A 25,740-nucleotide genomic window follows, 5' to 3' on the forward strand; every position below is an offset into this window, starting at 1 on the left:
TAGCCATCGTACGTGAACAACGCGCGCCGATGCCACCGTATTCCGGGCGACCGGCCGCAAGAACGGCAGGCTACTCGCCGCGCTGCTTCCGCTTCGCCGCCGCGATCGCGCGGTCCGACTCACGCCGGTCCTGCTTCTCGCGCAGGGTCTGCCGCTTGTCGTACTCCTTCTTGCCTCGGGCGAGGGCGATCTCCGCCTTGGCCCGGCCGTTGCTGAAGTACAGGGCGAGGGGCACGATCGTGTGACCCGTCTCCTGGATCTTGGACTCCAGCTTGTCGATCTCCTCGCGGTGCAGCAGCAGCTTGCGCTTGCGGCGCACGGAGTGGTTGGTCCAGGTGCCCTGGTGGTACTCGGGGATGTGGGCGTTGTGCAGCCACGCCTCGCCCCCGTCGATCTGGACGAAGCCGTCGGTCAGCGAGGTCCGGCCCTCACGCAGCGACTTGACCTCGGTACCGGAGAGGACGAGCCCGGCCTCGAAGGTGTCGATGATCGCGTAGTCGTGCCGGGCCTTCTTGTTCTGGGCGACGATCTTGCGCTTGCCGCCCTTCTCGCCGTCCCTGGCCTTGCCGGCGGCGGCCCCACCGCCCTGCTTGGGCTGGGACTCCTTGGGTACGTACATTCCCTTGCTCATAGTGCTGCCCATTTTCGCACTACAGAGGGGTCCGAGGGAAAGGCGATTACAGACGGGCGTCCGGAACGCCTACGACGCGTCCCCGAGCCCGCTCAACACCGTCTCGGCGCGCTCCACGGCGGCCTGTCCCTGTGCGGTGACGTCGAGGTCGGGGGTGATGCCCCGGCCGTCGACGGTGTGGCCGGAGGGGGTGCGGTAGTGGCCGACGGTCAGTTCGGCGACGACGCCGTCGGGCAGTTTGCTCGGCATCTGGACCGAGCCCTTGCCGAAGGTCCTGGAGCCCACGACGACGGCGCGGCCGCGGTCCTGGAGGGCACCGGTGAGCATCTCGGCCGCGCTCATCGTGCCGCCGTCGACCAGCGCGACCAGGGGTCTGGTGGTGTCGCCGCCGGTGGCCGCGTGCAGGGCGCGCTGCTGGCCGTCGACGTCGTACGTGGCGACGAGGCCGCCGTCGAGGAAGGCGGAGGCGGTGGTGACGGCCTCGGTGACCAGGCCGCCGGAGTTGCCGCGCAGGTCGAGGATGAACGCGGAGTCGGCCGGGGCCTGCCGTACCGCTGTGCGCACTATGTCGCCGACGCCCTTGGTGAACGCGGCGATCTTGATGACGGTGACCCCACCGGTGACCCCGCCCGCGAGCTTGCGGACGGTCACGGAGTCGGTGGAGAGGCGGGCGCGCCGTACGGTCTCGCTCCACGCGTGCGTGCCGCGCTCCAGGCCGAGGGTGACGGCGGTGCCGGCGGCGGCGTCCTGGGCGTCGCCCCGTAGTAAGGAGACGACCTCGGTGACGGGCTGCCCGTCGACGTTCTCCCCGTCGACGGTCCGTAGCCGGTCGCCCTTGTGCACACCCGCGGCGGCGGCGGGCGACCCGGACTGCACCTTGGTCACCTCGATGCGGCCGTCCCGCTCCCGGCGGGCCCAGAGTCCGACGCCGGTGTACTGGCCGTCGAGGGCCTCCTCGAACTCCTCGTACTCCCCTTGGGAGTACACGGCACCCCACCGGTCCCCGCTGCGGCTGACGGCGCGCTCGGCGGCCTCCATGGGCGACTTGCCGTCGGCCTTGGCCTCGGCGGCGGCCTTCGCGACCTCTTCGGTACGGGCGACGGGCGCCGAACGGGCCGTACCGGCCGCCGATTTCCGGTCGGACCGGTCGGGTTCGTCGAACGATCCGGCCGCCGCCCCGGCCACCAGCACACTCGCGAACACCAATGTCAGGGCGGCCCCGCGGCGGATGCGGCGGGGCTGACAGAACAGGTCACGACCTGACATGGCGGTGAGTCTAGGACAACGAGAAGGGCCGCACGGGCGGTTGCCCGTACGGCCCTCTTGGCATGTGTCACACCTTCAGGTACTTGCGCAGCGCGAAGAACGCCGCAAGCGCGGGCATCAGGAGGCTCGTCGCGAGGATGAGCGGAAGCTTCGTCAGGACGGCGTCCCAGCCGATGAAATTGATCAGATTCAGCTTGTGGGACAGGTCCAGGCCGTGGTCGATGATGAAGTACCGGGCGACCACCAGGAATCCGCAGGCGACCGTGCCGCCGATCAGGCCGGCGACCGCGGCCTCCATGATGAACGGGGCCTGGATGTAGAAGCCGGACGCGCCGACCAGGCGCATGATGCCGGTCTCGCGGCGGCGGCTGAACGCCGAGACGCGCACCGTGTTGACGATCAGCATCAGGGCGACGACCAGCATCAACGCCATGACCGCGCGGGCGGCCCAGTTCATGCCGTTCAGGAGGCCGAAGAGGTTGTCCAGGATGCCCTTCTGGTCCTGCACCGACTGGACGCCGTCACGGCCGTCGAAGGCGGTCGCGATGACCTGGTACTTCTCCGGGTCCTTGAGCTTGATGCGGTACGACTCCTGCATCTGGTCCGGTGTGAGGGAACTGGCCAGCGGAGAGTCGCCGAACTGCTGCTTGTAGTGCTTGTACGCCTCGTCCTGGGACTCGAAGACGACCTTCTGGACGACCGACATCTTGCCGAGGTCGGAGACGATCGACTTCTTCTGGTCGTCGGTCACCGCGCCCTTGGCGCAGTTGGGGTCGGACTCGGCGTCGCTCTTGTTGCAGAGGAAGATCGAGACGTTGACCTTGTCGTACCAGTAGCCCTTCATCGTGGTCACCTGGTCGCTCATCAGGAGCGAGCCTCCGAAGAGGGCCAGGGACAGGGCTACGGAGACGACGACCGCGAAGGTCATCGTCAGGTTGCGGCGGAGACCGACACCGATCTCGGAGAGTACGAACTGGGCGCGCATGGCGGCTTTTTCAGGCCTTTCCGTGGACGGACATCAGACGGCGGGTCGGTCGGCGGTCAGTGCTGGTAGCCGTAGACGCCACGTGCCTGGTCACGGACGAGGCGGCCCTTCTCCAGCTCGATGACGCGCTTGCGCATCTGGTCCACGATGTTCTGGTCGTGCGTCGCCATCACCACGGTGGTGCCCGTCCGGTTGATCCGGTCGAGGAGCTTCATGATGCCGACGGAGGTCTGCGGGTCGAGGTTGCCGGTGGGCTCGTCCGCGATGAGGAGCTTGGGCCGGTTCACGAAGGCTCTCGCGATGGCCACGCGCTGCTGCTCACCACCGGAGAGTTCACCGGGGCGCCGGTCCTCCTTGCCGCCCAGCCCGACGAGGTCGAGCACCTGGGGCACGGACTTGCGGATCTCGCCCTTGGACTTGCCGATGACCTCCTGCGCGAAGGCCACGTTCTCGGCGACCGTCTTGTTGGGCAGCAGCCGGAAGTCCTGGAAGACGGTCCCCAGCTGGCGGCGCATCTGCGGCACCTTCCAGTTGGAGATGCGGGCGAGGTCCTTGCCCAGCACGTGCACCTGGCCCTGACTGCACCGCTCCTCGCGGAGGACCAGCCTCAGGAAGGTGGACTTTCCGGAGCCGGAGGACCCCACGAGGAACACGAACTCGCCCTTCTCCACTTCCAGGGAGACGTCCCTGAGAGCGGGGCGGGTCTGCTTGGGGTAGACCTTGGAGACATTGTCGAATCGGATCACGGGTGCACCACGGGTAGCCGGGGGTAGGTGAGCGTGACCATACGCGACCCGGGTGTGCCCGCGCAGTCAGCGTCCGGGGTTGCGCGAGGCTTGCACGTTTTGTCGCGGATTTGAAGGGCTGGAACGCACAAGGTCGGGGCAGGATAAGGCGAGCCGCGCCGAATCCCGCGGAACCTGGCACAGTGGAGGGGAACGTTCGGGAACGTTCTCGTATCCCGCGGCGTTGTGTCTGTGGAAGCCGGTGCAAGGAGGGCGAGCGCATGACGTACGACCGGTTGGTGTGCGCGAACTGCGCGGCGCCCGTGAACGAGGGCCGCTGTCCCGTCTGCCGTGCGAACCGCGCGCGGCTGCAGCAGGAGAACCCCTGGGGCAATCTGAACCCCATGGCGTTGATCGCCCTGCTCGCGGTACTGATCGCGGCGCTGGCGCTGGTGGCGCACCAGACCGCATAAGCGGCCTGTCACCGCGTAGGCGGCCTGTACAAGGACATACAGAAGGGCCCGGAGCGACACGCTCCGGGCCCTTCGTCGTACGACGTGCGTACGGTCCGTACGGGGACGGCTACCGTCAGGCGATCGTGCCGCCGCGGTTGCTGCTCGCGAGGCGCGGGAGCATGCGGAAGGCGATGCCGCCGGCGATCATCGTCGCGGCGCCGATCAGCAGAAACGCGGTCTGGCCGGCACCGGTCTCGGCGAGCTCACCGCCGTTGCCCTGGGCCGAGGTGTCGGAACCGGTGTCGGTGAGCGCGGAGGTGCCCGCCTCCTGGGCGGAGGAGCCGCCGTCGGGGTCGGTGTTGTTGCCGCCGATGGAACCGCCGGAACCGCTGGTGGCGGTGTCCGAGGGGGCGGCCGTGGTCGGCTCGTCCGTCGGCTCGGTGGGGTTGTCGGTGGGCTCGGTCGGGTCGTCCGTGGGCGGCTGCTCCGTCGGCGTGACCGGCGGCGTGACCGGCGGCGTGGTGTCCGGGACGCTCGGGACTCCCGTGTCGGTCGGAGTCGCGGGCGGAGTCACCGGAATCGACGGGTCGTCGTCGGTGGTGACCGACACGTTGAGGCCGTCGTCGCCGCCGAGGCTCACGCCGATACCGACCGCCGAAGCGGCACCGGCGGCGGTCAGCGAGGCGCCGCCGGCGATGACAGCGGTGGCCGCTATGCGTGCGACACGGATCCGCGTCTTCTTGGTCATTAGGTTGCTACCCCCAGTAGCTCGTCGTCAGGGTGGCGCGTCGGTGTCCGGGGCCGTGATCGACGGGGGTGGCAGCTGGCGAAAGCTCACGTCCCCCGGTTCACATGCGCCCCGGAGACACGCATGCCACGCTTCACCCTTCCCAGTTTTCACAGCAACGTCAAGGCCGTTGCGAGCGCAATGTCCAACTAAGGGTTCTTTGCTGGGGGATGGAACCTGTGAGTGTGATGTAAAACCCAGACATCAGGGATCAAGAGCGGGACGAAAAAGGCAACTGCCGCCCCGTGGACGGCAGTTGCCTTGTCGACAAAGTAACTCGGAAGTCACTCGTGGAATTACTTCTCCTGCTGCTTGCGCCAGCGAATTCCGGCCTCCAGGAAGCCGTCGATCTCGCCGTTGAACACGGCCTCGGGGTTGCCGACTTCGTACTCGGTGCGCAGGTCCTTGACCATCTGGTACGGGTGCAGGACGTACGAACGCATCTGGTTGCCCCAGGAGTTGCCGCCGTCGCCCTTGAGGGCGTCCATCCGGGCCTGCTCCTCCTGGCGGCGGCGCTCCAGCAGCTTGGCCTGGAGCACGTTCATCGCGCTGGCCTTGTTCTGGATCTGCGAGCGCTCGTTCTGGCAGGAGACGACGATGCCGGTGGGGAGGTGGGTCAGGCGCACCGCGGAGTCGGTGGTGTTGACGCCCTGGCCGCCGGGGCCGGAGGACCGGTACACGTCGACGCGCAGCTCGGACTCGTCGATCTCGATGTGGTCGGTCTGCTCGACGACCGGGAGGATCTCGACACCGGCGAAGGAGGTCTGGCGGCGCCCCTGGTTGTCGAAGGGCGAGATCCGGACGAGGCGGTGGGTGCCCTGCTCGACGGAGAGCGTGCCGTAGGCGTACGGCACGTGCACGGCGAAGGTGGTCGACTTGATGCCGGCCTCTTCGGCGTACGACGTCTCGTAGAGCTCCGTCTTGTAGCCGTGGCGCTCGGCCCAGCGCAGGTACATGCGCTGGAGCTTCTCGGTGAAGTCGGAGGCGTCGACGCCGCCGGCCTCGGCGCGGATGGTGACGACGGCCTCGCGGGAGTCGTACTCGCCGGAGAGGAGGGTGCGGACCTCCATCTCGTCCAGCGCCTTCTTGACGGCGGTGAGCTCCGTCTCCGCCTCGGCGCGGGTGTCCGGGTCGTCCTCCTCCTCGGCCATCTCGAAGAGGACCGAGAGGTCGTCGATCCGGCTGCGGAGCGCCTCCGTCTTGCGGATCTCGGCCTGGAGGTGGCTCAGCTTGCTCGTGACCTTCTGCGCCGCCTCCGGGTCGTCCCACAGGGAGGGCGCTGCCGCCTGCTCCTCAAGGACGACGACATCTGCCCTCAGCGTGTCCAGGTCCAGGACGGCCTCGATCGACTCCATGGTCGAGGAGAGGGACTTGAGCTCTTCGGATACATCGACGACTGCCACGCCTCCAGCGTAACGGCTCCGCCAAGCGGGGAGTGCCGGTGGTGAATCCAGCCCCTCCGGCGCTTGAGGAGCGGGGGTCCAGGGGGCGGAGCCCCCTGGGATGGGACGGGTAGGGGCGGCGGGGGCGAGAACACCCTTACGGCGAAGCCGGTGCCGAGTTCTTCGTGTCCGGGGAGTCCCCGCCGGAGTCGCCCGACGTCGCCGCCCACGTACCGACCCCGACCGCCGCGACCAGCACCACCCCCGCCGCCGCCAGCGTCAGCCGCCGGCGTCGCGTGGCCGCCCGGTGCCGGGCCGAGCCGGGGCGCGGGGCACCCGCCGGGCGCGGGGCCCGGGCCGTCCCGCGCGGTCCGCCCGCCAGTTCGTCCGGTGCCGGGACCCGCATCGACGTGTGGGTGTCCCGGTTGGAGTCGGCGGGCTTGGCGCCCGGTACGAGGGGTACGGCGCCCCGGCGCACGCGCTCGCTGCGTGCGGGCGTGGCCTCCGGGGTCTCCTCCTGCTCCGCTTCCTCCTGCTCGGTGTCCGGCTCGTCGACGTCCAGTGGGGGCATGCCGGCCAGCAGGGGCAGTTGTTCGCGGAGGCGGGCGGCGAGTTCGGAGGCACGGAGGCGGGAGGCCGGGGCCTTCGCCAGGCACTGGACCATCAGCTGCCACAACTCGTCGGGGATCCCGGGCAGCGGTACGACGGTCTCGGTGACGTGCCGCCGCAGGACCGCGCCGGGGTGGCCACCGCCGAACGGGGTGAAGCCGGCGAGGAGTTCGTACAGGACGGTCGCCAGGGCGTAGATGTCGACGGCCGCGCGCGGGGGCAGGCCCTCGACGATCTCGGGGGCGAGGTAGTCGGGCGTGCCGATGATCTTCGTGGCGCGGGTGCGGCGCGGGGAGTCGATGAGCTTGGCGACCCCGAAGTCGGTCAGCAGGGCGGGGTGCGCGCCGCCGGGGCCGAGCGGGCCCTGCATGTCGAGGAGGACGTTCTCCGGCTTGACGTCCCGGTGGACGACGCCGGCCGCGTGGGCCGCCGCGAGTCCGTCCGCGATGTCGGCGACGATCGCGACCGCGGCCTCGGGGGAGAGCCGGCGTTCCCGGTCGAGGCGGGTGCGCAGATCCGTGCCCCGGACCAGGTCCATGACGAGGGCGAGGTCGTTGCCGTCGACGACCAGGTCCCGTACGGACACGATGTTCGGGTGCTCCAGGCCGAGCAGGGCCGTGCGCTCCTGCACGAAGCGGCCGACGAGTTCCTGGTCGGACGCGAGGTCCTCGCGCAGCAGCTTGACGGCGACGGGCCCCTCGGGTCCCTCGCCCAGCCACACCGTGCCGGCACTGCCCCGCCCCAGGATCTGGTTGGCGGTGTACCGGCTGCCGATCTTCCGTGCCAAGGCTGCTCCTACCAGACGCGTGTGTCGCTAAAACTACGCGTCAGATGAGCCAACCTTCACCGCGGAGGCGGAAATCACCCACTGGGTGTCGACAAATCCCCAACGCAGCGTCCGACAAGGGCGATTCGGGGGTCAGTTGCCGGTCGCGGAACTCAGATCCTTGACCCAGCCGCTCACCTGTCCGGCGACGTGGCTGATCTCGTGCCAGTAGCTCCGGCCCGTGCCGATCCAGTCCTGAAGCGGGGTCAGCTCCCAGACCAGCCAGCCCGCGACGAAGAGCAGGACGACCGTGAACAGGCAGCCCTTCAGGCAGCCGAGTCCGGGAATCTTCATCGGGTTGGCGCTGCGCTGCCGCGACTGACGGGGCTCCCGCGCGGGCTCCGGCGGCCGCTGGGGCTGCTGGCGGCTCGGCGGGGCGTACTGCTGCGGCTGGTGCTGCTGCGGCTGGCCGTAGCCGCCGCCCTGCTGCTGCGGTTGCTGACGCTGCGACGGCCGCTGCTGCGGGCGCTGCTGGGCGGCCTGGCGGGGTTGCTGCTGCGGGTGGGAGACCTGGCGCTGGGGGCGGCGGCGCAGCGGGTCCTCGCCCGGGTCGAGGTAGGGCTGGTACTGCGTCTGTTCGTTGCGGTCGCGGGCGGCGCGCAGCTGGTTCTGCCAGGGGTGCGGCTGCTCGGGGCCGGCGCCGGACTGGTTCTGCTGGTTCTGCTGGCCGTACTGCCCTGCCTGGCTCTGCGGCATGACCGTGGTCGGGTCGGCCGCGCCGCGGTTCGGCATCACGGTGGTCGGGTCGGCGGCGCCCAGCGGGCCGCTGGTGTGCGGGAGGACGCTGGTCGCCGCGTTCGGGTCGTAGGCACCCGCGCTGTGCGACAGGACCTGCGTCGGGTCGGCGGCGCCGGGCACGCCCGGTACGGCGGCGGGCGCGGGGTCGGGGGCCAGCAGCATCGCGACGCTCTCGGCGGCGGCGATCTGCGCGGAGTTCGCGTGCACGCCGACGCCCTCGGCGACGACCCGCAGGCCGCGCGCGAGGTTCTCGGCGCTGGGCCGCTCGTCCGGGTTCTTGCGCAGGCAGCGCTCGATGACCGTCCACAGGGGGTCGGGGACCGTCGAGGGGCGACGCGGTTCGGCGCTCAGGTGCTGGTGGAGGACTTCGAGGGCCGAGCCGCCGGAGAACGGCGGGTGGCCGGTGACCAGCTCGTACAGCAGGATGCCGGCGCCGTAGATGTCCACGGCAGAGGTCTGCGGGCGGCCCTCGGCGGACTCCGGCGCGATGTACGCGGGCGTGCCGACGAACTCCTGCGTGCGGGTCAGGCCCGGGGAGTCGGCGAGGCGGGCGATGCCGAAGTCGGTGAGCAGCGGGTACATCTGGCCGCCGCCCTGCTTGAGCAGGACGTTCGCCGGCTTCAGGTCGCGGTGGACGACGCCGTCGGCGTGGCTGGCGGCCAGCGCGTCGGCGATCTGCGCCGTGAGCAGGGCCGCGCCGACCGGGCTGAAGGGGCCGTTCTCGCGCAGGTAGTGGTGCAGGTCGGGGCCCTCGACGAGGTCCATGACGAGCGCCAGGAGATCACCCTCGACGACGAGGTCGCGGACCCGCACGATGTTCGGGTGGGTCAGGCGCAGCAGTACCGACCGCTCGCGCAGGAACCGCATCACGATGTCGGGATCGCTCGCGAGCTCTTCCTTGAGGACCTTGATCGCGACGGTCTCGCCGGGCTGGCCCTGGACGGCTGCCTCGGCGCCCGCGGTCTCACGCTGGCGGGCCCGCCAGACGGTGCCCGTGGCGCCGCGTCCGAGTGGCTCCTCCAGGAGGTACTTGCTGCCTACCGGCCGCACGTCTGCGCTCCCTGCTGCTTGCCTGTGTTCCGGTCCACTGTAGTGCCGCCCCTCTTGCGGCTACCTACGTAAGCATCGCCGTACATGTTCGAAGGAAAGACGCTCTCCCCGGTCTCCCGGTTGCCCCAATGGTCACCGAAGGCGGACATGACCGGTCTCACTCGATCACCGGTGCGGCACTGGTCAGGCACTTTTGGGGACAGAGCTGACCAATCAAGATCACTTGCTGCCGGGCCCCGGGCGAGTTGTCAGTGGCAGGTGCGAGGATGCGTGCAGTACTGGCCGATGTGCTCGCGCGGGGTGGGGGAAATTCCGTGCCCGGGCAGAAGGGACCGCTGACGGCGATGCAGATCCGGCTGACCGTCGTAGACCCGTTGGGGCCGCCCGCGCAGCCGCGGGGCCGCTCCGCGAGTTGCGATGTGCTGGTCACCGCGCCCGCCGGCACGGCCCTGGCCGCGGTGGCGTCCGCGCTGGCCTCGGCGGTCTCCGCCGACGCGGCCGCGTCGCAGTCCGAGCGGAGCCGCGAGTCCGGCGGCCCGATCGTGCTGTACGCGGGCGTGGAGCGCCTCGACACCCAGCGCTGCACCCTCGGCGAGCCGCCGCTGACGGACGGCGCGGTGCTGTCCCTGGGCGCCCCCGCCGAGCCCGAGGCCCATCCCGAGCTGGACGACGCCCCGACCCAGCTCCATGTGGTCGCGGGCCCGGACGCGGGCGGGGTGCACCTCCTGCACGGCGGCCAGATCCACATCGGCCGCTCCGCCGACGCCGACGTCCCGCTGGACGACCCGGACGTGTCCCGGCTGCACTGCGCGGTGACGGTCGACCCCGGAGGCCGCGTCTCCGTCGCCGACCTGGGCTCGACGAACGGCACGACGCTGGCGGGCACGCGCGTGGGCACCCGCCCGGTGCGCTTCGCCCCGGGCGCGCTGCTCCGCATCGGCGAGTCGGCCCTGCGGCTGACCCCGTCCGGCGGCCCGGGCGCGCGCGCCGATACGGCCCCCGACGGCGAGGGCCACGTGCGCGTGTCCCCCGGCACCCCGGCCGCCGCCCGCAGCGAACCCCTCGTGGTGCCCGGCCAGGGCAGCGCCCCGAGCATCGAGCACCGCCTCGTCCACGAGGGCGGCGACACCCACGCGGGCCGCTTCGGAGTCTTCGGCGAGCCTCTCGGCGACGAGCGGTCGGAGGGCGCCGAGGACGTGTTCTCCGCGCCTACGACGACCTCCCGCATCCCCCCGTACGACGACACCGACGACGCCCATACCGGACGCAAGGGCACCCCTCTCCGGGGCACCGACGTACCGCAGGGCGTGCGCAGGCGCGGCGGCATCGGCAAGTGGGCGCGCCGCCTGACGGGCGGCCGCGGCGAGTCGACGGCCGAGGACCCCGAGTCGTCGTACGACGAGGAGGCCACCGACGAGAGCGTGCCGCCCCCGCCCGTCGTCCTCCAGCAACCCGACACCTGGCCCGACCCGGCGGCCCTGCTGCTCACCGCCCTGGGCCCAGGGCCCCGCCTGTGGGAGCGCGCCCCCGGCCACCCCGAGGCGCTCACGGTGCGGCTCGGCACGGCGGACCGGGCGACACCGGACGGCTCGGCACTGCTGCCCGCGGTGCCGGTGACCTCCGGGCTCCGCGAGGTCGGCGCGCTGGGCCTGGCCGGTCCGCGCGCGCGGCTCTCGGGGCTGGCCCGCGCGGTGGTGGCCCAGCTCGCCGCGCTGCACTCCCCCAACGCCCTGGAGATCGTGCTGATCAGCACGGACCGCGCGCGTACGGTGGCCGAGCGCACCGCCGAGTGGTCCTGGCTCGGCTGGCTGCCGCACCTGCGCCCCGGACACGGCCAGGACTGTCGGTTGCTGCTGGCCTACGACCGGGAGCAGGCGACGGCCCGGACGGACGAGCTGCTGCGGCGGCTTGAGGACCACGCCATGGATGCGCGCGGTACGGGTCGGCCGAGCGTCGCCTCCGGCATCACTGGCACCTCCGGCCGTCGTACTCCGGGCATCGGCGCGCAGCGCGGCTCGGTGGAGGGGCGGTCGGGCCTTCCCTCACCACAGGGTTCACCCGCCTCACAACACGTTTCAGCGGAAGGCCAGTTGAGTGCCGCCGCACGGCACACGGCCGACGACCGTCAGCAGCGCGGGGCGACGGGCAGCTCCGGCACCCCGACCACGTACAACACCACCGACGACGCCCACCACCACCGCTCCGGCACCTCCGACGACCCGGACTCCGGCGCCACCCGGCCCCGGCCCGCCGGCTCCGACACCTCCGCCGATTCCCTCCGCGGCGCCGCCCACCGCCCCGCGTGGGCCCGCACCGACGACGGTGACGGCTCGGCGGACGGTTTCGTGGGGCCGTACACCGTGCTCGTGGTGGACGGTGACCCCGGTGGCGCCGATGTGCGCGAGGCGGTGGCGCGGCTGGCCCACGACGGGCCCCGGGCCGGTATCCACGTCGTCTGCCTGGCCGAGACGGACGCGGCCTCGCCCGTGTCCCCCGTGACGGAGACCTACGAGGCGGCCTGCGCGGCGGCGCCGACGTTCCGGGAGTGCGGGGCGGTCGCCCTGCTGAGCGGTGATGTCGCCACGGCGCTACGGCTGTTGCGGGTCGCGCACGGCGGTACGGGGGCGTCTCGGGCCGGCGGTACGGGGGTGACACGACCCGGTGCGGGAGCGTCGCGAACCGGCACAGAAGCGGCACGGTCCGGTACAGGAGCAGCACAGTCCGGTACGGAGGCGTCCCGACCCGGCACGGGCGCGTCACCTCCCCGTACGGAGCCGTCACGCCCCGGCACAGAGGCGTCTCGCCCCGACCGGGCAGGCCTCGGCCAGCACGACCTCGACTCCTCCGGCCCCGGCCCCGTGGGCGACGGCACCATCGCCGCCGTGGACGCAGTCTCCCTCGCCTGGGCCGAGCGCTTCGCGCGGGCGCTGGCACCGCTCAGGGCGGACGGGCCCGCGAACGAGCGGCACGCGCGTGTGTCGGCGCCGTTGCCCCAATCGGCGCGGTTGCTGGACGAGTTGGGGCTGGCGCGGGCCACCCCGGCGTCGCTGCTGACGCGTTGGGCGGATGCCGGTGACGACAAGGACGCGGTCGGCGGGCGGGCCTGGGCGGTGCTCGGAGCCGGGCCGCGCGGGCCGGTCACCGCGGACCTCGCCTCCGAGGGACCGCATCTGCTGATCGAGGGTCCGCCGGGCAGTGGCCGTACGGAGTCGCTGCGGGCGGTCGTCGCGTCCCTCGCGGCAGCCGAGCGCCCCGACCGGCTCGGCATCGTGCTGATCGACGGGCGGGACAGCGTCGGCGCTGGGGGTACCCCCTCTGGGGGAGGCGGGCACGGTGAAGGCCTGCGGGTCTGCACGGACGTACCGCATGTCACCACCCATCTCACCGCCAACGACCCTGTGCGCATGCGGGAGTTCGCGCAGTCGCTGAGCGCCGAGCTGAAGCGGCGGGCCGAGTTGCTGGGCCGGATCGGCTTCGTCGAGTGGCACTCGCGGCACGAGGTGTCGGGGCGGATCATCGCCCAGCGCGGCACGTCCGGTGCCGGGGATCTGGAGTCCCCGACCAGTTCGACGATCCGGCTGCGCCCGTCGGCGGCGGCCCGTCAACAGACCGAGGCGGCACCGCCGTTGCCCCGGCTCGTCGTGGTGGTCGACGACCTGGACGCGCTGGTCAAACCCCCGCTCGGCTCCCCCGGGCGCCCCGCCGCCGGCTCGGTGATACGCGCACTGGAGGCGGTGGCCCGCGAGGGCGAGCGGCTCGGCGTGCACCTGGTCGCGGCGGCCGCCGTAGAGGCGCGTACGTCCGAGACCGAGCCCGCGCGGCACATCACCCTCCGGGTCAGCCTCGACGCGACGGCCCAGGGTCCGGACGAACCCGCTCCGGGGCGCGGCCGGTTGACCTTGCCGGACGGCCGGGCGACTCCCTTCCAGGGTGGGCGCGTGACGGGCCGTATCCCGCGTACGGCGACGCTCCGGCCCACGGTCGTGCCGCTGGAGTGGCAGCGCATGGGCGATCCGCCGGCCCGCCGCCCCGTCCGCGAACTCGGCAACGGGCCAACGGACTTGGCGCTCCTGGCCAGCGCGCTGGAGCGGGCCACGCGCTCGGTGTCCGCGGCGGAGGTGCCATCGCTCCTCTGATCGTTCACAGGTTGCCCACACAACCCCACGTCACGACCCAATCACGATCGCGTACTTGACAGCGAACGCCATCTTGCCGCGTTCAAGTACCGGGCGTAGACCAGTGCGCACGGAAGCGTTCGAGCGTTCGACGAGGAACGAAGAACGGGGCAGTGATGCGCAGCACGAGCAGCACCCACCGGACACGCACCACCGTACGTACAGCGGCAGTTGTCGCCGCGGGGGCACTGACGCTCTCGCTCGCCGCCTGCGGAGGCGGCGGCAGCAAGAGCGACGACGGTAAATCCAGCAGTCCCTCGGAGACCGCGGGTACGGTCACCCTCCCGAAACTGAACGGCGCGAGCCTCGAAGTGGCCGCCGTGTGGACGGGTGCCGAGCAGAAGAACTTCAAGGCGGTCCTCTCCGAGTTTGAGAAGCGCACGGGGGCCAAGGTCACCTTCGTGCCCGCGCAGGACCCGATCATCAACTTCCTCGGCTCGAAGATCGCGGGCGGTCAGCCGCCGGACGTCGCGATGCTCCCGCAGCCCGGCGCCATCAAGCAGGCCGTCGACAAGAAGTGGGCCAAGCCCCTCGGTGCCGACGCGCTCGCGGAGTTGCAGAAGAACTACTCGCAGGGCTGGCAGGACATCGGCAAGGTCGACGGCAAGCAGTACGGCGTCTACTACAAGGCCGCCAACAAGTCGCTGATCTGGTACAACGCCAAGGTCTTCGCGAACGCGGGCGCCAAGGAACCCAAGACCTGGGCGGAGTTGCTGACGACCGCGCAGACGGTCTACGACTCCGGGGTCACCCCGTTCTCGATCGCGGGCGCGGACGGCTGGCCGCTGACGGACTGGTTCGAGAACGTGTACCTGTCGCAGGCAGGCCCGGAGAAGTACGACGAACTCGCCCAGCACAAGATCAAGTGGACGGATCCCTCCGTCAAGCAGGCCCTCACCACGCTCGCCCAGATCTGGGGCAAGAAGGCCTACATCGCGGGCGGTCAGAACGGCGCGCTCCAGACCGAGTTCCCCGCGTCCGTCACCCAGACCTTCAACGGCGGCGCCCAGCCGAAGTCCGCGATGGTCTACGAGGGCGACTTCGTGCAGGTCAACATCGGTGAGACCAAGGCGAAGGTGGGCACCGACGCGAAGGTGTTCCCGTTCCCGGCGGTGGGATCGACCGCGCCCGTGGTCTCCGGCGGCGACGCGGCCGTCATCCTGAAGGACTCCAAGGCGGCCCAGGCGCTGGCGACGTTCCTCGCCTCACCGGACGCGGCGACGATCCAGGCGAAGCTCGGCGGCTATCTCTCCCCCAACAAGAACGTGCCGGACTCCGCGTACCCGAACGCGGTGCAGCGGACGATCGCCAAGTCGCTGATCGCGGCCGGTGACGACTTCCGCTTCGACATGTCCGACCAGGCCCCGCAGTCCTTCGGCGGTACGCCCGGCAAGGGCGAGTGGAAGGACCTACAGGACTTCCTGAAGAACCCGACGGATGTCGCGGGCACGCAGGCCCAGTTGGAGAAGGACGCGGCGGCGGCGTACGCGAGCGGGAGCTGAGCCCCAGTGGCATCGGCAGCGGCGGAGGCCCCCGGGGCCTCCGTCCCTCCCCGCAACCGCAAGAGCGTGACCGGCACCCGCAGGACCGTGGCAGTGCTGTTCCTGCTGCCCGCCCTGGTGCTGCTCGGCGCGCTCGTGGTCTACCCGATCGGGTACTCGCTGGTCCGCAGCTTCGGCAACCAGGCCGGTGACGGCTTCGCCGGATTCGACAACTACAAGGCCCTGTTCACCGACGACGGCATCCGCACCGCCCTGAAGAACAACGTCATCTGGGTGATCTTCGCGCCGACGGTCGCCACCGCCCTCGGTCTGATCTTCGCGGTGCTGACCGAACGGGTGCGCTGGGGAACGGCGTTCAAGCTCGTCGTCTTCATGCCGATGGCGATCTCGATGCTGGCCGCCGGCATCATCTTCCGGCTCGTCTACGACCAGGACCCGCACAAGGGTGTCGCCAACGCGGTCTGGGTCGGCATCCACGACACGTTCGTCTCGTCGTCGGCGTTCCCGAACGCCCACCCGGGCCGCGAGTCGCCGCTGAAGGCGGACCACGGCGGATTCATCACCAGTACGACGGTCCACACGGGCCAGACCGTCGTCCTCCCGCTGGTCGGCGTCGCCCCCGACCAGATGCCCGACGGCGCCAAGAAGGCCGTGGCCGCGAAGGCCGAGCCGGGGAAGATCACCGGCACGACCTGGCAGGACTTCACCCGCGGCAAGGGCGTCGGCAAGCTCGGCGGGGTCGACCCGTCCGAACTCGGCTACGGCGGGATGAAGATCGAGGCGGTCAAGGACGGCAAGGTGGTCGCCTCGACCAAGGCCGCGGGCGACGGCACCTTCACGCTGCCCGCCAAGGCCGACGGGGCCCAACTCCGGCTCCCGGCAGGCAACTTCAAGGCGCCGTACAACGGAGTGGAGTGGCTGGGCCCGTCGTTGGTGACGCCGGCCATCATCGGGTCGTACGTGTGGATGTGGGCCGGGTTCGCGATGGTCCTGATCGCGGCCGGACTCGCGGGCGTGCCCAGGGAGTTGCTGGAGGCGGCGCGGGTCGACGGGGCCAACGAGTGGCAGGTGTTCCGGCGGGTCACGGTGCCCTTGCTGGCGCCGGTGCTCGCGGTCGTCGCCGTCACGCTGATGATCAATGTGCTGAAGATCTTCGACCTGGTCTTCATCATCGCCCCGGGCTCCTCGCAGGACGACGCGAACGTGCTGGCCCTGGAGCTGTACCGGAAGGGCTTCTCGGAGGACCAGCCGGGGATCGCCAGCGCGATCTCGGTGTTCCTGCTGCTGCTGGTGATTCCGGTGATGCTCTTCAATGTGCGGCGGCTCAGGCGGGAGGTGCGGCGATGACCACGGATGCCGGAACTCTGGGAAAGACAGGGCCTGTTGAGGTCGTCAAGGCGCGGGAGTCGCTCGGCGGGCGGCTCGCGGCGGCGGCGAGCGGGGGTCTGGTCCGGGTGTTCCTGATCCTCGTCGGCCTGTTCTGGCTGGTGCCGACGCTCGGGCTGCTGCTGTCCTCGCTGCGCAGCCCGGAGGACATGAGCGCGAGCGGCTGGTGGAAGGTCTTCAGCCAGCCGTCCCAGCTCACCCTCCACAGCTACAAGACACTGCTGGAGAACAGCGACATCACCAACTCGCTGTGGAACACCGTCCTGATCACCGTCCCGGCGACGATACTCGTCGTGGTGATCGGCTCGCTCGCGGGCTACGCGTTCGCGTGGATGGAGTTCCCGGGCCGCGACTGGTGGTTCCTGGGCGTGGTCAGCCTGTTGGTCGTGCCGGTGCAGGTGGCGCTGATCCCGATCGCCGAACTCTTCGGAAAAATAGGCCTGTTCGGGACCATCTTCGGGGTGATCCTCTTCCATGTGGGCTACGGGCTGCCGTTCGCGGTGTTCCTGCTGCGGAACTTCTTCGCGGAGATCCCCCGCGAACTCCTGGAGGCGGCACGGCTGGACGGCGCGGGCGAACTGCGGCTGTTCGCGCGGGTCGTGATGCCGCTGGGCGGGCCCGCGATCGCGAGCCTGGGCATCTTCCAGTTCCTGTGGGTGTGGAACGACATGCTGGTCGCGCTGGTGTTCACCAAGTCGAGCACCCAGCCGATCACGGTCGCACTGCAGACGCAGGTACGCCAGTTCGGCAACAACATCGACGTGCTGGCACCCGGTGCGTTCATCTCCATGGTGATCCCGCTGGCCGTGTTCTTCGCGTTCCAGCGGCAGTTCGTGACCGGTGTGATGGCAGGAGCGGTCAAATAGCCGCAAAACACACATAGTTCAAAGGGGTGGGCCGTCACCGGCCCGCCCCTTTTCGTTCACCGTGTGTCCCCCGTATGCCGTACCCGGCGTAACCAAGTCACTCCATCGGCCGTTCCCGGGCAGAACGCCCGCGCCGACCGACCCATGGATGTCCCTTGCCCAGGTTCAGTGTCATTGTCCCCGCGTACAAGGTGCAGGCGTACCTGCACGAATGCCTGGAATCGGTGCTCTCCCAGTCGTACCCCGATCTGGAGTTGATCGCGGTCGACGACTGCTCGCCGGACGCCTGCGGCGCGATCATCGACGAGTTCGCGGCCCGCGACGCCCGGGTGCGCGCGGTCCATCTCCCCGAGAACCAGGGCCTCGGCCGCGCCCGCAACGCCGGTCTGGAACAGGCGACCGGCGACTATCTCGTCTTCCTCGACAGCGACGACACACTCACGCCCGACGCGCTGCGCGCGATCGCCGACCGCTTGAAGGAGACCGGCGAGCCGGACGTCCTGGTCTTCGACTACGCGCGCACCTTCTGGTCGGGCGAGGCCCAACGCAACAAGGTCGCCGTCCAGTTGACCGAACAGGGCCCGGCGCCCTTCCGACTGGAGGACCGCCCCGGGCTCCTCCGGGTCATCATGGTGGCCTGGAACAAGGCGTACCGACGGGAGTTCGTGGAGCGCGAGGGCTTCGCCTTCCCGCCCGGCTACTACGAGGACACCCCGTGGACCTACCCGGTCCTGATGACGGCGGAGACGATCGCGACCCTCGACCGGGTCTGCGTCCACTACCGCCAGCGCCGCCAGGGCAACATCCTCGGCACGACCAGCCGTAAGCACTTCGACGTCTTCGACCAGTACGACCGGGTCTTCGCGTTCGTCGACGCGCGCCCCCAACTCGCCCAGTGGCGCCCGGTGTTGTTCCGCCGGATGGTCGACCACCTCGCGACGGTGTTCACCAAGCCCGACCGCCTCCCGCGCGGCACCCGCGCCGAGTTCCTGCGCAAGGCCCGTGCCCACTACCGCCGTTACCGCATCCCCGGCACCCCCGTCCCGCTGCGCACCCGCATGCGCCACACGCTCGTCCACTTCGGCGTCCACCGCACGTTCCGCGCCCTGCAGGCGGCGATGAGCTGGCGCCGCAGCGCGGTCAAGCTCACCGCGAAGGCCCTGCGCGCACTCAGGGCGGCGATCCTCCAACTCCACTACCGCGTCCAACTCCGGCTCCCGCTGAGGGATCGCGCGGTGTTCGCCGCCTACTGGGGCCGCGGCCACAGCTGTAACCCGGGCGCGCTGGAGAGCGCGTTCCGCACCCACGCCCCGCACATCCGCACCGCGTGGATCGCCCGCCCCGAGCACCACCACACGATCCCGGCCGCCACCCGCAGACTGCGCCCGGACACCGCCTCCTACTGGACGGCGCTGGCCCGCTCCAAGTACCTGGTGAACAACGTCAACTTCGACCGCCGGCTGGTCAAACGCCCCGGCCAGGTCATGATCCAGACCCAACACGGCACCCCGCTCAAGCACATGGGCCTCGACCTCCAGGAACGCCCGGCCGCCGCACGGGACATGGACTTCGGCGAACTCCTCAAGGGCGTCGACAAGTGGGACCACGTCCTGTCCGCCAACCGCCACACCACCCTGACCTGGGAGCGCGTCTACCCCGGCAGCTACACGACGCTCGCCTACGGCTATCCCCGCAACGACGTGTTCCAGCAGGCGACTTCGGCCGACGTGGCCCGGCTGCGCGAGTCCCTCGGCATCCCGCAGGACACCATCGCCCTCCTCTACGCCCCAACTCACCGCGACTACCGGCGCGTTCAGCGCGCCCACCTCGACCTCGACCGCGTCCTGCGCCGCCTCGGCCCGCGCTTCGTCGTGCTGGCCCGCGCCCACTACTGGCACGAGGGCCCCCTCGCGGCCTCCGCGTCCGGCCGGATCATCGACGTCACCGACCACCCCAGCGTCGAGTCCCTCTGCCTCGCATCCGACGCGCTGGTCACCGACTACTCGTCCCTGATGTTCGACTACGCCAACCTCGATCGCCCGATCGTCATCCACGCAGACGACTGGGAGGCCTACGAGGCGGCCCGCGGCACCTACTTCGACCTGCGGGCCTTCCCACCGGGCGCGGTCGCCCGCAGCGAGGACGAGCTGATCGACATCTTCGCGACCGACCACTGGCGCGGCTCCCGCTCGGCCCAGCTGCGCGCCGCGTTCCGCGAGCGCTTCTGCCCCTACGACGACGGCCGCGCCGCCGAACGGGTCGTACGCCACGTGGTGTTGGGCGAGACGGACCTCCCGCCGGTCGTGCCGCTCGCCGAGCGCCACCCGGTGCCGTCGGCCGCCGCGAGCCCCACGCGCTCCCCGCTCGCCACCGTGCCGCAGCCCACCGCGTCCCAGCCCGTCACCGACCGCCTCTGAACGCCGTTCCCACACCGGGGAGTTCACATGCCCTCAAGCCCCTCACGCCCCACCCCGACCCGCCCGACCACCTGGCGCCCGACCGGACGCCCCAGGGCCTGCCGCGCGCACTGACCCGGCCCCCTCCGCACCACTGGAGAAAGAACAGAATGCCCCGCTTCAGCATCATCGTCCCGTCCCACGGGGTCGTCGGCCGGCTGTCCCTGGCCCTGGACTCGGTCCTCGCGCAGTCCTACGGCGACTTCGAGCTGATCCCGGTCTGCGACGCCCCCGGCTCCCCGGCCGCCGACGTCGCCACCGGCCACGCCGGACGGGACTCCCGGGTGGCCCCGGTCAACTCCCCACCCTCCGCAGGCCTGAGCGGGGCCCGCAACACCGGCCTACGGGCGGCGACCGGCTCCTACGCCCTCTTCCTGGACGGCGACGACACTCTCGCCCCGGGCGCACTGGCCGCGTTGGACGCCCGGCTGACGGAGACCGGTGACGTGGACGTCCTGTACTTCGAGCACGAGCGGACCCCGTGGTGGGAAGGCGAGCTCACCAACCCGGCAGCCCCGCTGCTCGCGAAGACGCCGACGGGCGCCTTCTCCCCGGCTCAGGCACCGCAGTTGACGGGCGTACAGCTCCCGGCATGGAGCGCGGCCTACCGCCGCACCTTCCTCACCGACCACCAACTCACCTTCCCGGACGCCCAGTTCACGGACCTGGGCTGGGGCGGCCTGGTCACCGTCGCCGCCGAGCGGGTGGCGGTCCTGCGCTCCGTCGTCGTACGGCATCTGCTGCGGCGGCAGGGCAGCCGGCTCAACCTGCCGGGCGAGCACCACCATCAGCTGCTCGACCAGGTGGAGTTGGTGCTCAGCGCGGCGCAAGGTCTGGCTCCCGAGCGGTCGCAGGCGCTGTTCGAGCAGCTTTTCGCGGTGGTGCTGAAGACCGCCTCCCGGCCCGAACGGCTCCCCTCCGGGCACCGCGCCTTCTTCCGCCGGGCCGGACGGCTGTACCGGAGTCACCGGCCCGCCAACTTCCATGCGCCGAGCGGGAGTCTGGGTGTGCAGCACCGGCTGTTGGCCTCGGGTGCGTACACGGCGTTCAAGGCGCTGCGCGGCGCCAACCGGTCGGCGTCGGGCGCGGCCGAGCGGGTCCCGCGCCCCCGCATGCTGCGCACCCGCCTGCGCTACGCCCGCGACCTGCGCCGCCCGCTCGACCCCAACCTGGCTGTCTACTGCGCCTATTGGGGCCGGGGCTACGCGTGCAGCCCGGCCGCGATCCACGCGAAGGCGAGCGAACTCGCCCCGCACATCCGCTCGGTGTTCCTGGTCGAGCCGGACGCGGTGGACGCCGTACCGAAGGGCGTCGAGCACGCCGTCATCGGCAGCCGGAAGTACTGGGAGGTGCTGGCGCGGGCCAAGTACCTGGTCAACAACGCCAACTTCGCGGAGGACGTCGTCAAACGGCGCGGCAGCGTGCACGTCCAGACGCAGCACGGAACCCCGCTGAAGAAGATGGGCGTCGACCAGTCGACGTACCCGGTGGTGGCCGCCGCGACCGGCAGCTTCGCCAAGTTGCTGGGCCGAGTGGACCGTTGGGACTACAACATCTCCTCCAACCGCCACTCCACCCAGATGTGGGAGCGCGCCTTCCCCGGCTCGTACGAGGCGTTGGAGTACGGCTATCCGCGCAACGACGTCTACTACACGGCGACCGCGGCTGAAGTAGCCCGCGTCCGGGAGGAGTTGGGCGTTCCAGACGGCAAGACGGCCGTCCTGTACGCGCCCACCCACCGCGACTACCAGACCGGCTTCGACACGGGCCTCGATCTGGAGGCCTTCTGCGCGGCGGCCGGCGACGACGTGGTCGTGCTGCTGCGCGCCCACTACTTCTACGACCAGGGCCGCGCGAAGAGCAGCGGCCGGATCATCGACGTGACCGGCCACCGCTCCTCCGAGGACGTGTGCCTGGCCGCCGACGCGCTGGTCACCGACTACTCGTCGATCATGTTCGACTACGCCAACCTCGACCGGCCGATCGTCGTGTACGCCGACGACTGGGAGGTCTACCGGGAGACGCGGGGCGTCTACTTCGACCTCATGGAGGCGCCGCCGGGACCGGTCGCCCGCACGCCCGAGGAGCTGGCACAGGTGTTCCGCGACGGCTCGTACGCGGGGGCGGAGTCCAGCGCCCTGCGGGCCGAATTCCGCTCCCGTTTCTGCGAGTTCGACGACGGGCTGGCCGCCGAGCGGGTCGTACGCCGGGTGTTCCTCGGCGAACCGCCGGAGACCGTGCCGCCCGTGGTCCCGCTCGCGGAGCGCGTCCCGGCCCCCGCCGCCACCCTCGTAAGGAGCTGAACCCGAAGTGCCCCGCTTCAGCGTCATCGTCCCCGTCTTCAAGGTGCAGGGCTTTCTGCGCGAGTGCCTCGACTCGGTTCTGGAGCAGTCGTACCAGGACATCGAGGTGATCGCCGTGAACGACTGCTCGCCCGACGACTGCGGCGCGATCCTCGACGAGTACGCGGCCCGCGACCCGCGCGTGCAGGTGCTGCACCTGCCGGAGAACGTCGGTCTCGGCCGCGCCCGCAACGCCGGAATGCCCCTGGCCACCGGCGACTTCCTGTTCTTCCTCGACAGCGACGACACCCTCACCCCGGGCGCCCTGCGCGCGATGGCCGACCGGCTCGACGCGAGCGGCGACCCGGACGTCCTGGTCTTCGACTACGCGCGCACCTACTGGTGGGGCGGCACCCGGCGCAACGTCCTCGCGCACGTCCTCACGGAGGTCGACGGCGCCTTCACGGTCGCCGAACACCCGGAGATCCTCGACCTGTTGATGGTCGTGTGGAACAAGGTGTACCGCCGGGAGTTCGTGCACAAGCACGCCTTCGAGTTCCCGCCGGGCTACTACGAGGACACGCCCTGGACGTTCCCGGTGCTGCTCAGCGCCGAACGGATCGCCACCCTGGACCGGATCTGCCTCAACTACCGGCAGCGGCGGCAGGGCAACATCCTGTCCACCACCAGCCGCAAGCACTTCGACATCCACGACCAGTACGAGCGGGTCTTCGCGTTCGTCGACTCCCGCCCGGAGCTGGCGAGTTGGCTGCCGTACCTGCACCGGAAGATGGGCGAGCACTGTCTCGACATCCTGGGTAAACCGGACCGGCTGCCCCCGTCCGACAAGGCCGAGTTCTTCCGCCGTACAGCCGAGCTGTTCGCCAAGCACAAGCCGGCGGGCGTGAAGGCGGACGCCGAAGTCCGTGCCCTGGAAGGCAGTTACGCGCTGTACCGGGTCCGGCGACAGGCGGGACGGGCCACCCGACAGCTCGAACGCCGGGCGCTGCAAGCACGCAAGTCGGCGGCCTCACGGGTCAAGGGCGGCTGGGGCGCGCTGCACGCCCGCCGCTCGCTCGACCCCAACCTCGTTGTCTACTCGGCCTTTTCGCACCGCGGGGTCCTCGGCGACCCGGCCACCGTGTACTACAAGGCGCGGGAGATCGCCCCGCACCTGAGGGGCGTGTGGGTCGTACAGGACGCGGAACAGGCCGCGTTGCTGCCGCCGGACGTCGAGCACGTCCTCCTCAACACCCTGCGATACCGCCAACTCACGGCCCGCGCCACGTACTTCGTGAACAACGTCAACTGGCCCGGCACCCTCACCAAGCGCCCCGGAAGCGTCCACATCCACACCCACCAGGGCACCCCGCTCAAGTACATGGCGGCCGACCTCCTGGACAAGCCCGGCGGCCGCTACGGCGTCGACGTACCGCAGATGCTGCGCCGCGCCGACCGCTGGGACCACAGCCTGGTCGCCAACCGGCACTCGGAGCTGGTGTGGGAGCGGGCGTATCCGTGCCACTTCGCGTCGGCGCGGACGGGGAGCCCGCGCAACGACGTCCTGGTCGCCGCAACACCGGGAGCGGGGGCGGCAGTTCGGGAGCGGCTCGGTATCCCCGCCGGGAACACCGTCGTGCTGTACGCGCCGACCCGTCGTGAGTACATCCGGGGCGGGCACGTCGACCGGCTGGACCTGGCCCGGTTCGCCGAGGATCTCGGCCCGGAGCACACCCTCGTCGTACGGCTGCACCCGTCCCTCGCGACCGGCCCCGCGCGCGGGATGGGCCTCGCGGACCTGCACCGGCGCGGTGTTCTGGTCGACGCGACCGACGAACCCTCCGTGGAGGACGTCATGTTGGCGTCCGACGCGCTCGTCACCGACTACTCGGCCTTGATGTTCGACTACGCCAACCTGGACCGGCCGATCGTGCTGCACGCCGATGACCGGGAGGCGTACGCGGCAAGCAGGGGAACCTATTTCGACGTCACCGCCGCTCCACCGGGTCATGTGTCCGGTTCCTACCGGGAGTTGGCGTGGGTGTTCGCGTCGGGTGCCTGGCGGGACGACGACTCGACGCGGCTGCGGGGTGAATTCCGTTCGCGGTACTGCGAGTTCGACGACGGGAGGGCCGCCGAGAGGGTCGTGCGGACGCTGCTTCTGGGGGACGTCGACTGGCTGCCGCAGACCGAATCCGCTGCGCGGGTCCCTTCTCCCGCCGCCGGTCACGACCAGTTGGCGTCCTCATGAGGCCGCGCACCTGGGTGTTGGTGCTGGCCGCCGTGTTCGCGGTGCTCCAACTCGCCAATGTCACCGGGCGGGCGACCCCCGACACGAAGAACTACCTGTCGTACGCGATGAGTCTGCGCGGGGCGAGCGAGCGCGAGGCCGCGACCGTCGCGATCGACTACAGCTGCGCGAGCCAGGGGGCGAACGCGCGGCGCGACCAGAGCGTGAACCCGTTGAACTTCCACGGCAAGGACCCCGCCGCGCGCGTCGCGAAGAAGTGCCGGGACGCGGAGTGGCGGGGGGTGAACGCGCGGCTGCGGGCCGGGCAGACGGGCGGGTTCATCACGCCGTTCACGTCGGAACGGTTCATGCGGATCTTCGAAGTGCGGCCCGGATACCCGGTGTTCCTGGTGCCGTTCGTGACGCTGCTCGGGCCGGTCTGGGGGATGTGGTCGGCGAGTGTCGTCCTCACCGTCGGGGGTGGCGTACTCGTCTTCCTGATCCTGCGCACGCTGTCCGTGTCGGTGCCGCTCGCGCTGACCGGGCAGGCCCTCTACTACGTCCTGCCGTGCGGGACGACTTCGATGCGGCCGATGACCGAGGGGCTGATGACGGCCCTGACGCTGGCGGCGGTGTGGGGCTGCGCGCTGGTGCTGAAGGGGCGGCGTACGCGTGCCGGACTCGCCCTGGTGGGCGGTTCGTTGGTGCTCCTCTTCACCGTCAAGCACTCGCAGTCCCTGTTCCTCGGGCTGTGCCTGGCCGGTGCGGGCGCGCTGGTCGCCGTAGGACGGTGGCGGCGCGGGCGGGCGCCGGGGCGCGCGCTGGTGACGGTCGCCGCGTTGGGCGCAACTGCCGCGCTGGGCACGCTGGTTCTGGCGGGCGCGCTGCACTACCCGTCCCAGACCGACAGCCTTCAGGACCTGCTCACCGATCACTATGCCCGGCCCGACCGCACGCGCTTGTGGCCCGAATTCCTGCACCTGGAAGCGAACTTCTGGGTGGAGTGGACGCGGCAGCAGTTGTGGCAGCCGATGCTCGCGGCGGCGCTGGGTGCGGGGGTGTGGGGTGCGGTGCGGCGGCCGGCGTTCGGGGTGTTCCTGATCGGGGCCGCGTTCACGGGGGTTCTCACACAGGCCGCGCATCCCGATATCAGCGTGTGGGGTGGGCGGTTGATCGTGCTGGTGTGGTTGTTGCCGGTGGTGGGGGTGCCGTTGCTGCTGGAGAGCGTGGTGCGGGGGAAGGCGGTTGTGGGTGTGGGTGGCCCTGTGCCAACGTCGGTTCCTGGGCAGGGAGTTGGGCCTGGGTTTGGGGAGCACGCTCAGTCGGTGAGGTGAGGCGGGGCGTGACAGAGGTGGCCGGCGGCGTGTATGCCGCCGGCCACCTCTGTGC

17 protein-coding genes are annotated in these 25,740 nt (G+C 70.8%); 9 read left to right on the forward strand and 8 right to left on the reverse strand.

All coding sequences use genetic code 11. From position 1 onward, the window contains the following. Positions 1-70: 70 nt before the first annotated feature. The 4 genes from smpB to ftsE form a co-directional block, all read right to left on the reverse strand. Positions 71-619, reverse strand: a complete 549-nt coding sequence (smpB, locus tag OG496_RS23915; protein WP_366490462.1) for an SsrA-binding protein SmpB — start codon at positions 617-619, stop codon at positions 71-73. Between the two features lie 81 nt (positions 620-700). Next, positions 701-1,897 carry a S41 family peptidase gene (locus OG496_RS23920; protein ID WP_405972341.1) on the reverse strand — a complete coding sequence of 399 codons (1,197 nt, stop codon included), beginning with the start codon at positions 1,895-1,897 and terminating at the stop codon, positions 701-703. Between the two features lie 67 nt (positions 1,898-1,964). Further along, positions 1,965-2,882 (reverse strand): permease-like cell division protein FtsX, encoded by a 918-nt coding sequence (gene ftsX / locus OG496_RS23925; protein ID WP_366490460.1) that lies wholly within the window; start codon positions 2,880-2,882, stop codon positions 1,965-1,967. Positions 2,883-2,938: 56 nt separating this feature from the next. Then, positions 2,939-3,628 carry a cell division ATP-binding protein FtsE gene (gene ftsE, locus OG496_RS23930; protein ID WP_200687972.1) on the reverse strand — a complete coding sequence of 230 codons (690 nt, stop codon included), beginning with the start codon at positions 3,626-3,628 and terminating at the stop codon, positions 2,939-2,941. A gap of 260 nt (positions 3,629-3,888) precedes the next feature. On the opposite strand from ftsE, the gene OG496_RS23935 reads away from it, so the two are divergent. Further along, positions 3,889-4,080, forward strand: coding sequence for a hypothetical protein (locus OG496_RS23935; protein ID WP_019056429.1), 192 nt, complete (start codon positions 3,889-3,891; stop codon positions 4,078-4,080). Positions 4,081-4,195: 115 nt separating this feature from the next. Here OG496_RS23935 and OG496_RS23940 read toward each other — a convergent pair whose 3' ends face one another. The 4 genes from OG496_RS23940 to OG496_RS23955 all read right to left on the reverse strand — a co-directional run bounded on the left by OG496_RS23940 (position 4,196) and on the right by OG496_RS23955 (position 9,454). Continuing rightward, positions 4,196-4,810: a hypothetical protein gene (locus tag OG496_RS23940; protein ID WP_405972342.1), complete on the reverse strand. Its 615-nt coding sequence runs from the start codon at positions 4,808-4,810 to the stop codon at positions 4,196-4,198. 335 nt (positions 4,811-5,145) lie between these two features. Then, the gene (prfB, locus tag OG496_RS23945; protein WP_366490458.1) at positions 5,146-6,252 is read right to left on the reverse strand and encodes a peptide chain release factor 2; all 1,107 of its coding nucleotides are present in this window, start codon (positions 6,250-6,252) and stop codon (positions 5,146-5,148) included. 136 nt (positions 6,253-6,388) lie between these two features. Next, positions 6,389-7,627 (reverse strand): serine/threonine-protein kinase, encoded by a 1,239-nt coding sequence (locus OG496_RS23950; protein ID WP_405972343.1) that lies wholly within the window; start codon positions 7,625-7,627, stop codon positions 6,389-6,391. Positions 7,628-7,759: 132 nt separating this feature from the next. Next, complete coding sequence (locus OG496_RS23955; protein WP_366490456.1) at positions 7,760-9,454, reverse strand: serine/threonine-protein kinase; 1,695 nt, start codon at positions 9,452-9,454, stop codon at positions 7,760-7,762. A gap of 344 nt (positions 9,455-9,798) precedes the next feature. On the opposite strand from OG496_RS23955, the gene OG496_RS23960 reads away from it, so the two are divergent. The 8 genes from OG496_RS23960 to OG496_RS23995 all read left to right on the forward strand — a co-directional run bounded on the left by OG496_RS23960 (position 9,799) and on the right by OG496_RS23995 (position 25,685). Then, on the forward strand, positions 9,799-13,590 hold the full coding sequence (locus OG496_RS23960; RefSeq protein ID WP_405976693.1) for an FHA domain-containing protein: 3,792 nt from the start codon (positions 9,799-9,801) through the stop codon (positions 13,588-13,590). Between the two features lie 155 nt (positions 13,591-13,745). After that, a complete protein-coding gene (locus OG496_RS23965) occupies positions 13,746-15,131 on the forward strand; it encodes an ABC transporter substrate-binding protein (RefSeq protein ID WP_405972344.1) in 1,386 nt (461 codons plus the stop codon). A 66-nt stretch (positions 15,132-15,197) separates the two neighbouring features. Next, the gene (locus tag OG496_RS23970; RefSeq protein WP_405976694.1) at positions 15,198-16,478 is read left to right on the forward strand and encodes a carbohydrate ABC transporter permease; all 1,281 of its coding nucleotides are present in this window, start codon (positions 15,198-15,200) and stop codon (positions 16,476-16,478) included. Further along, positions 16,475-17,383, forward strand: coding sequence for a carbohydrate ABC transporter permease (locus tag OG496_RS23975; RefSeq protein ID WP_405972345.1), 909 nt, complete (start codon positions 16,475-16,477; stop codon positions 17,381-17,383). The genes OG496_RS23970 and OG496_RS23975 overlap by 4 nt, the downstream gene beginning before the upstream one ends. A gap of 155 nt (positions 17,384-17,538) precedes the next feature. After that, positions 17,539-19,800 (forward strand): CDP-glycerol glycerophosphotransferase family protein, encoded by a 2,262-nt coding sequence (locus OG496_RS23980; RefSeq protein ID WP_405972346.1) that lies wholly within the window; start codon positions 17,539-17,541, stop codon positions 19,798-19,800. A gap of 149 nt (positions 19,801-19,949) precedes the next feature. Next, positions 19,950-22,142: a CDP-glycerol glycerophosphotransferase family protein gene (locus tag OG496_RS23985; RefSeq protein ID WP_405972347.1), complete on the forward strand. Its 2,193-nt coding sequence runs from the start codon at positions 19,950-19,952 to the stop codon at positions 22,140-22,142. Between the two features lie 7 nt (positions 22,143-22,149). Beyond that, complete coding sequence (locus OG496_RS23990; RefSeq protein WP_405972348.1) at positions 22,150-24,372, forward strand: CDP-glycerol glycerophosphotransferase family protein; 2,223 nt, start codon at positions 22,150-22,152, stop codon at positions 24,370-24,372. Then, positions 24,369-25,685, forward strand: coding sequence for a hypothetical protein (locus OG496_RS23995; protein ID WP_405972349.1), 1,317 nt, complete (start codon positions 24,369-24,371; stop codon positions 25,683-25,685). Before OG496_RS23990 ends, OG496_RS23995 begins: the two co-directional genes overlap by 4 nt. Positions 25,686-25,740: the final 55 nt, after the last annotated feature.

The organism is Streptomyces sp. NBC_00988 (assembly GCF_045162645.1).
Lineage (GTDB): Bacteria > Actinomycetota > Actinomycetes > Streptomycetales > Streptomycetaceae > Streptomyces.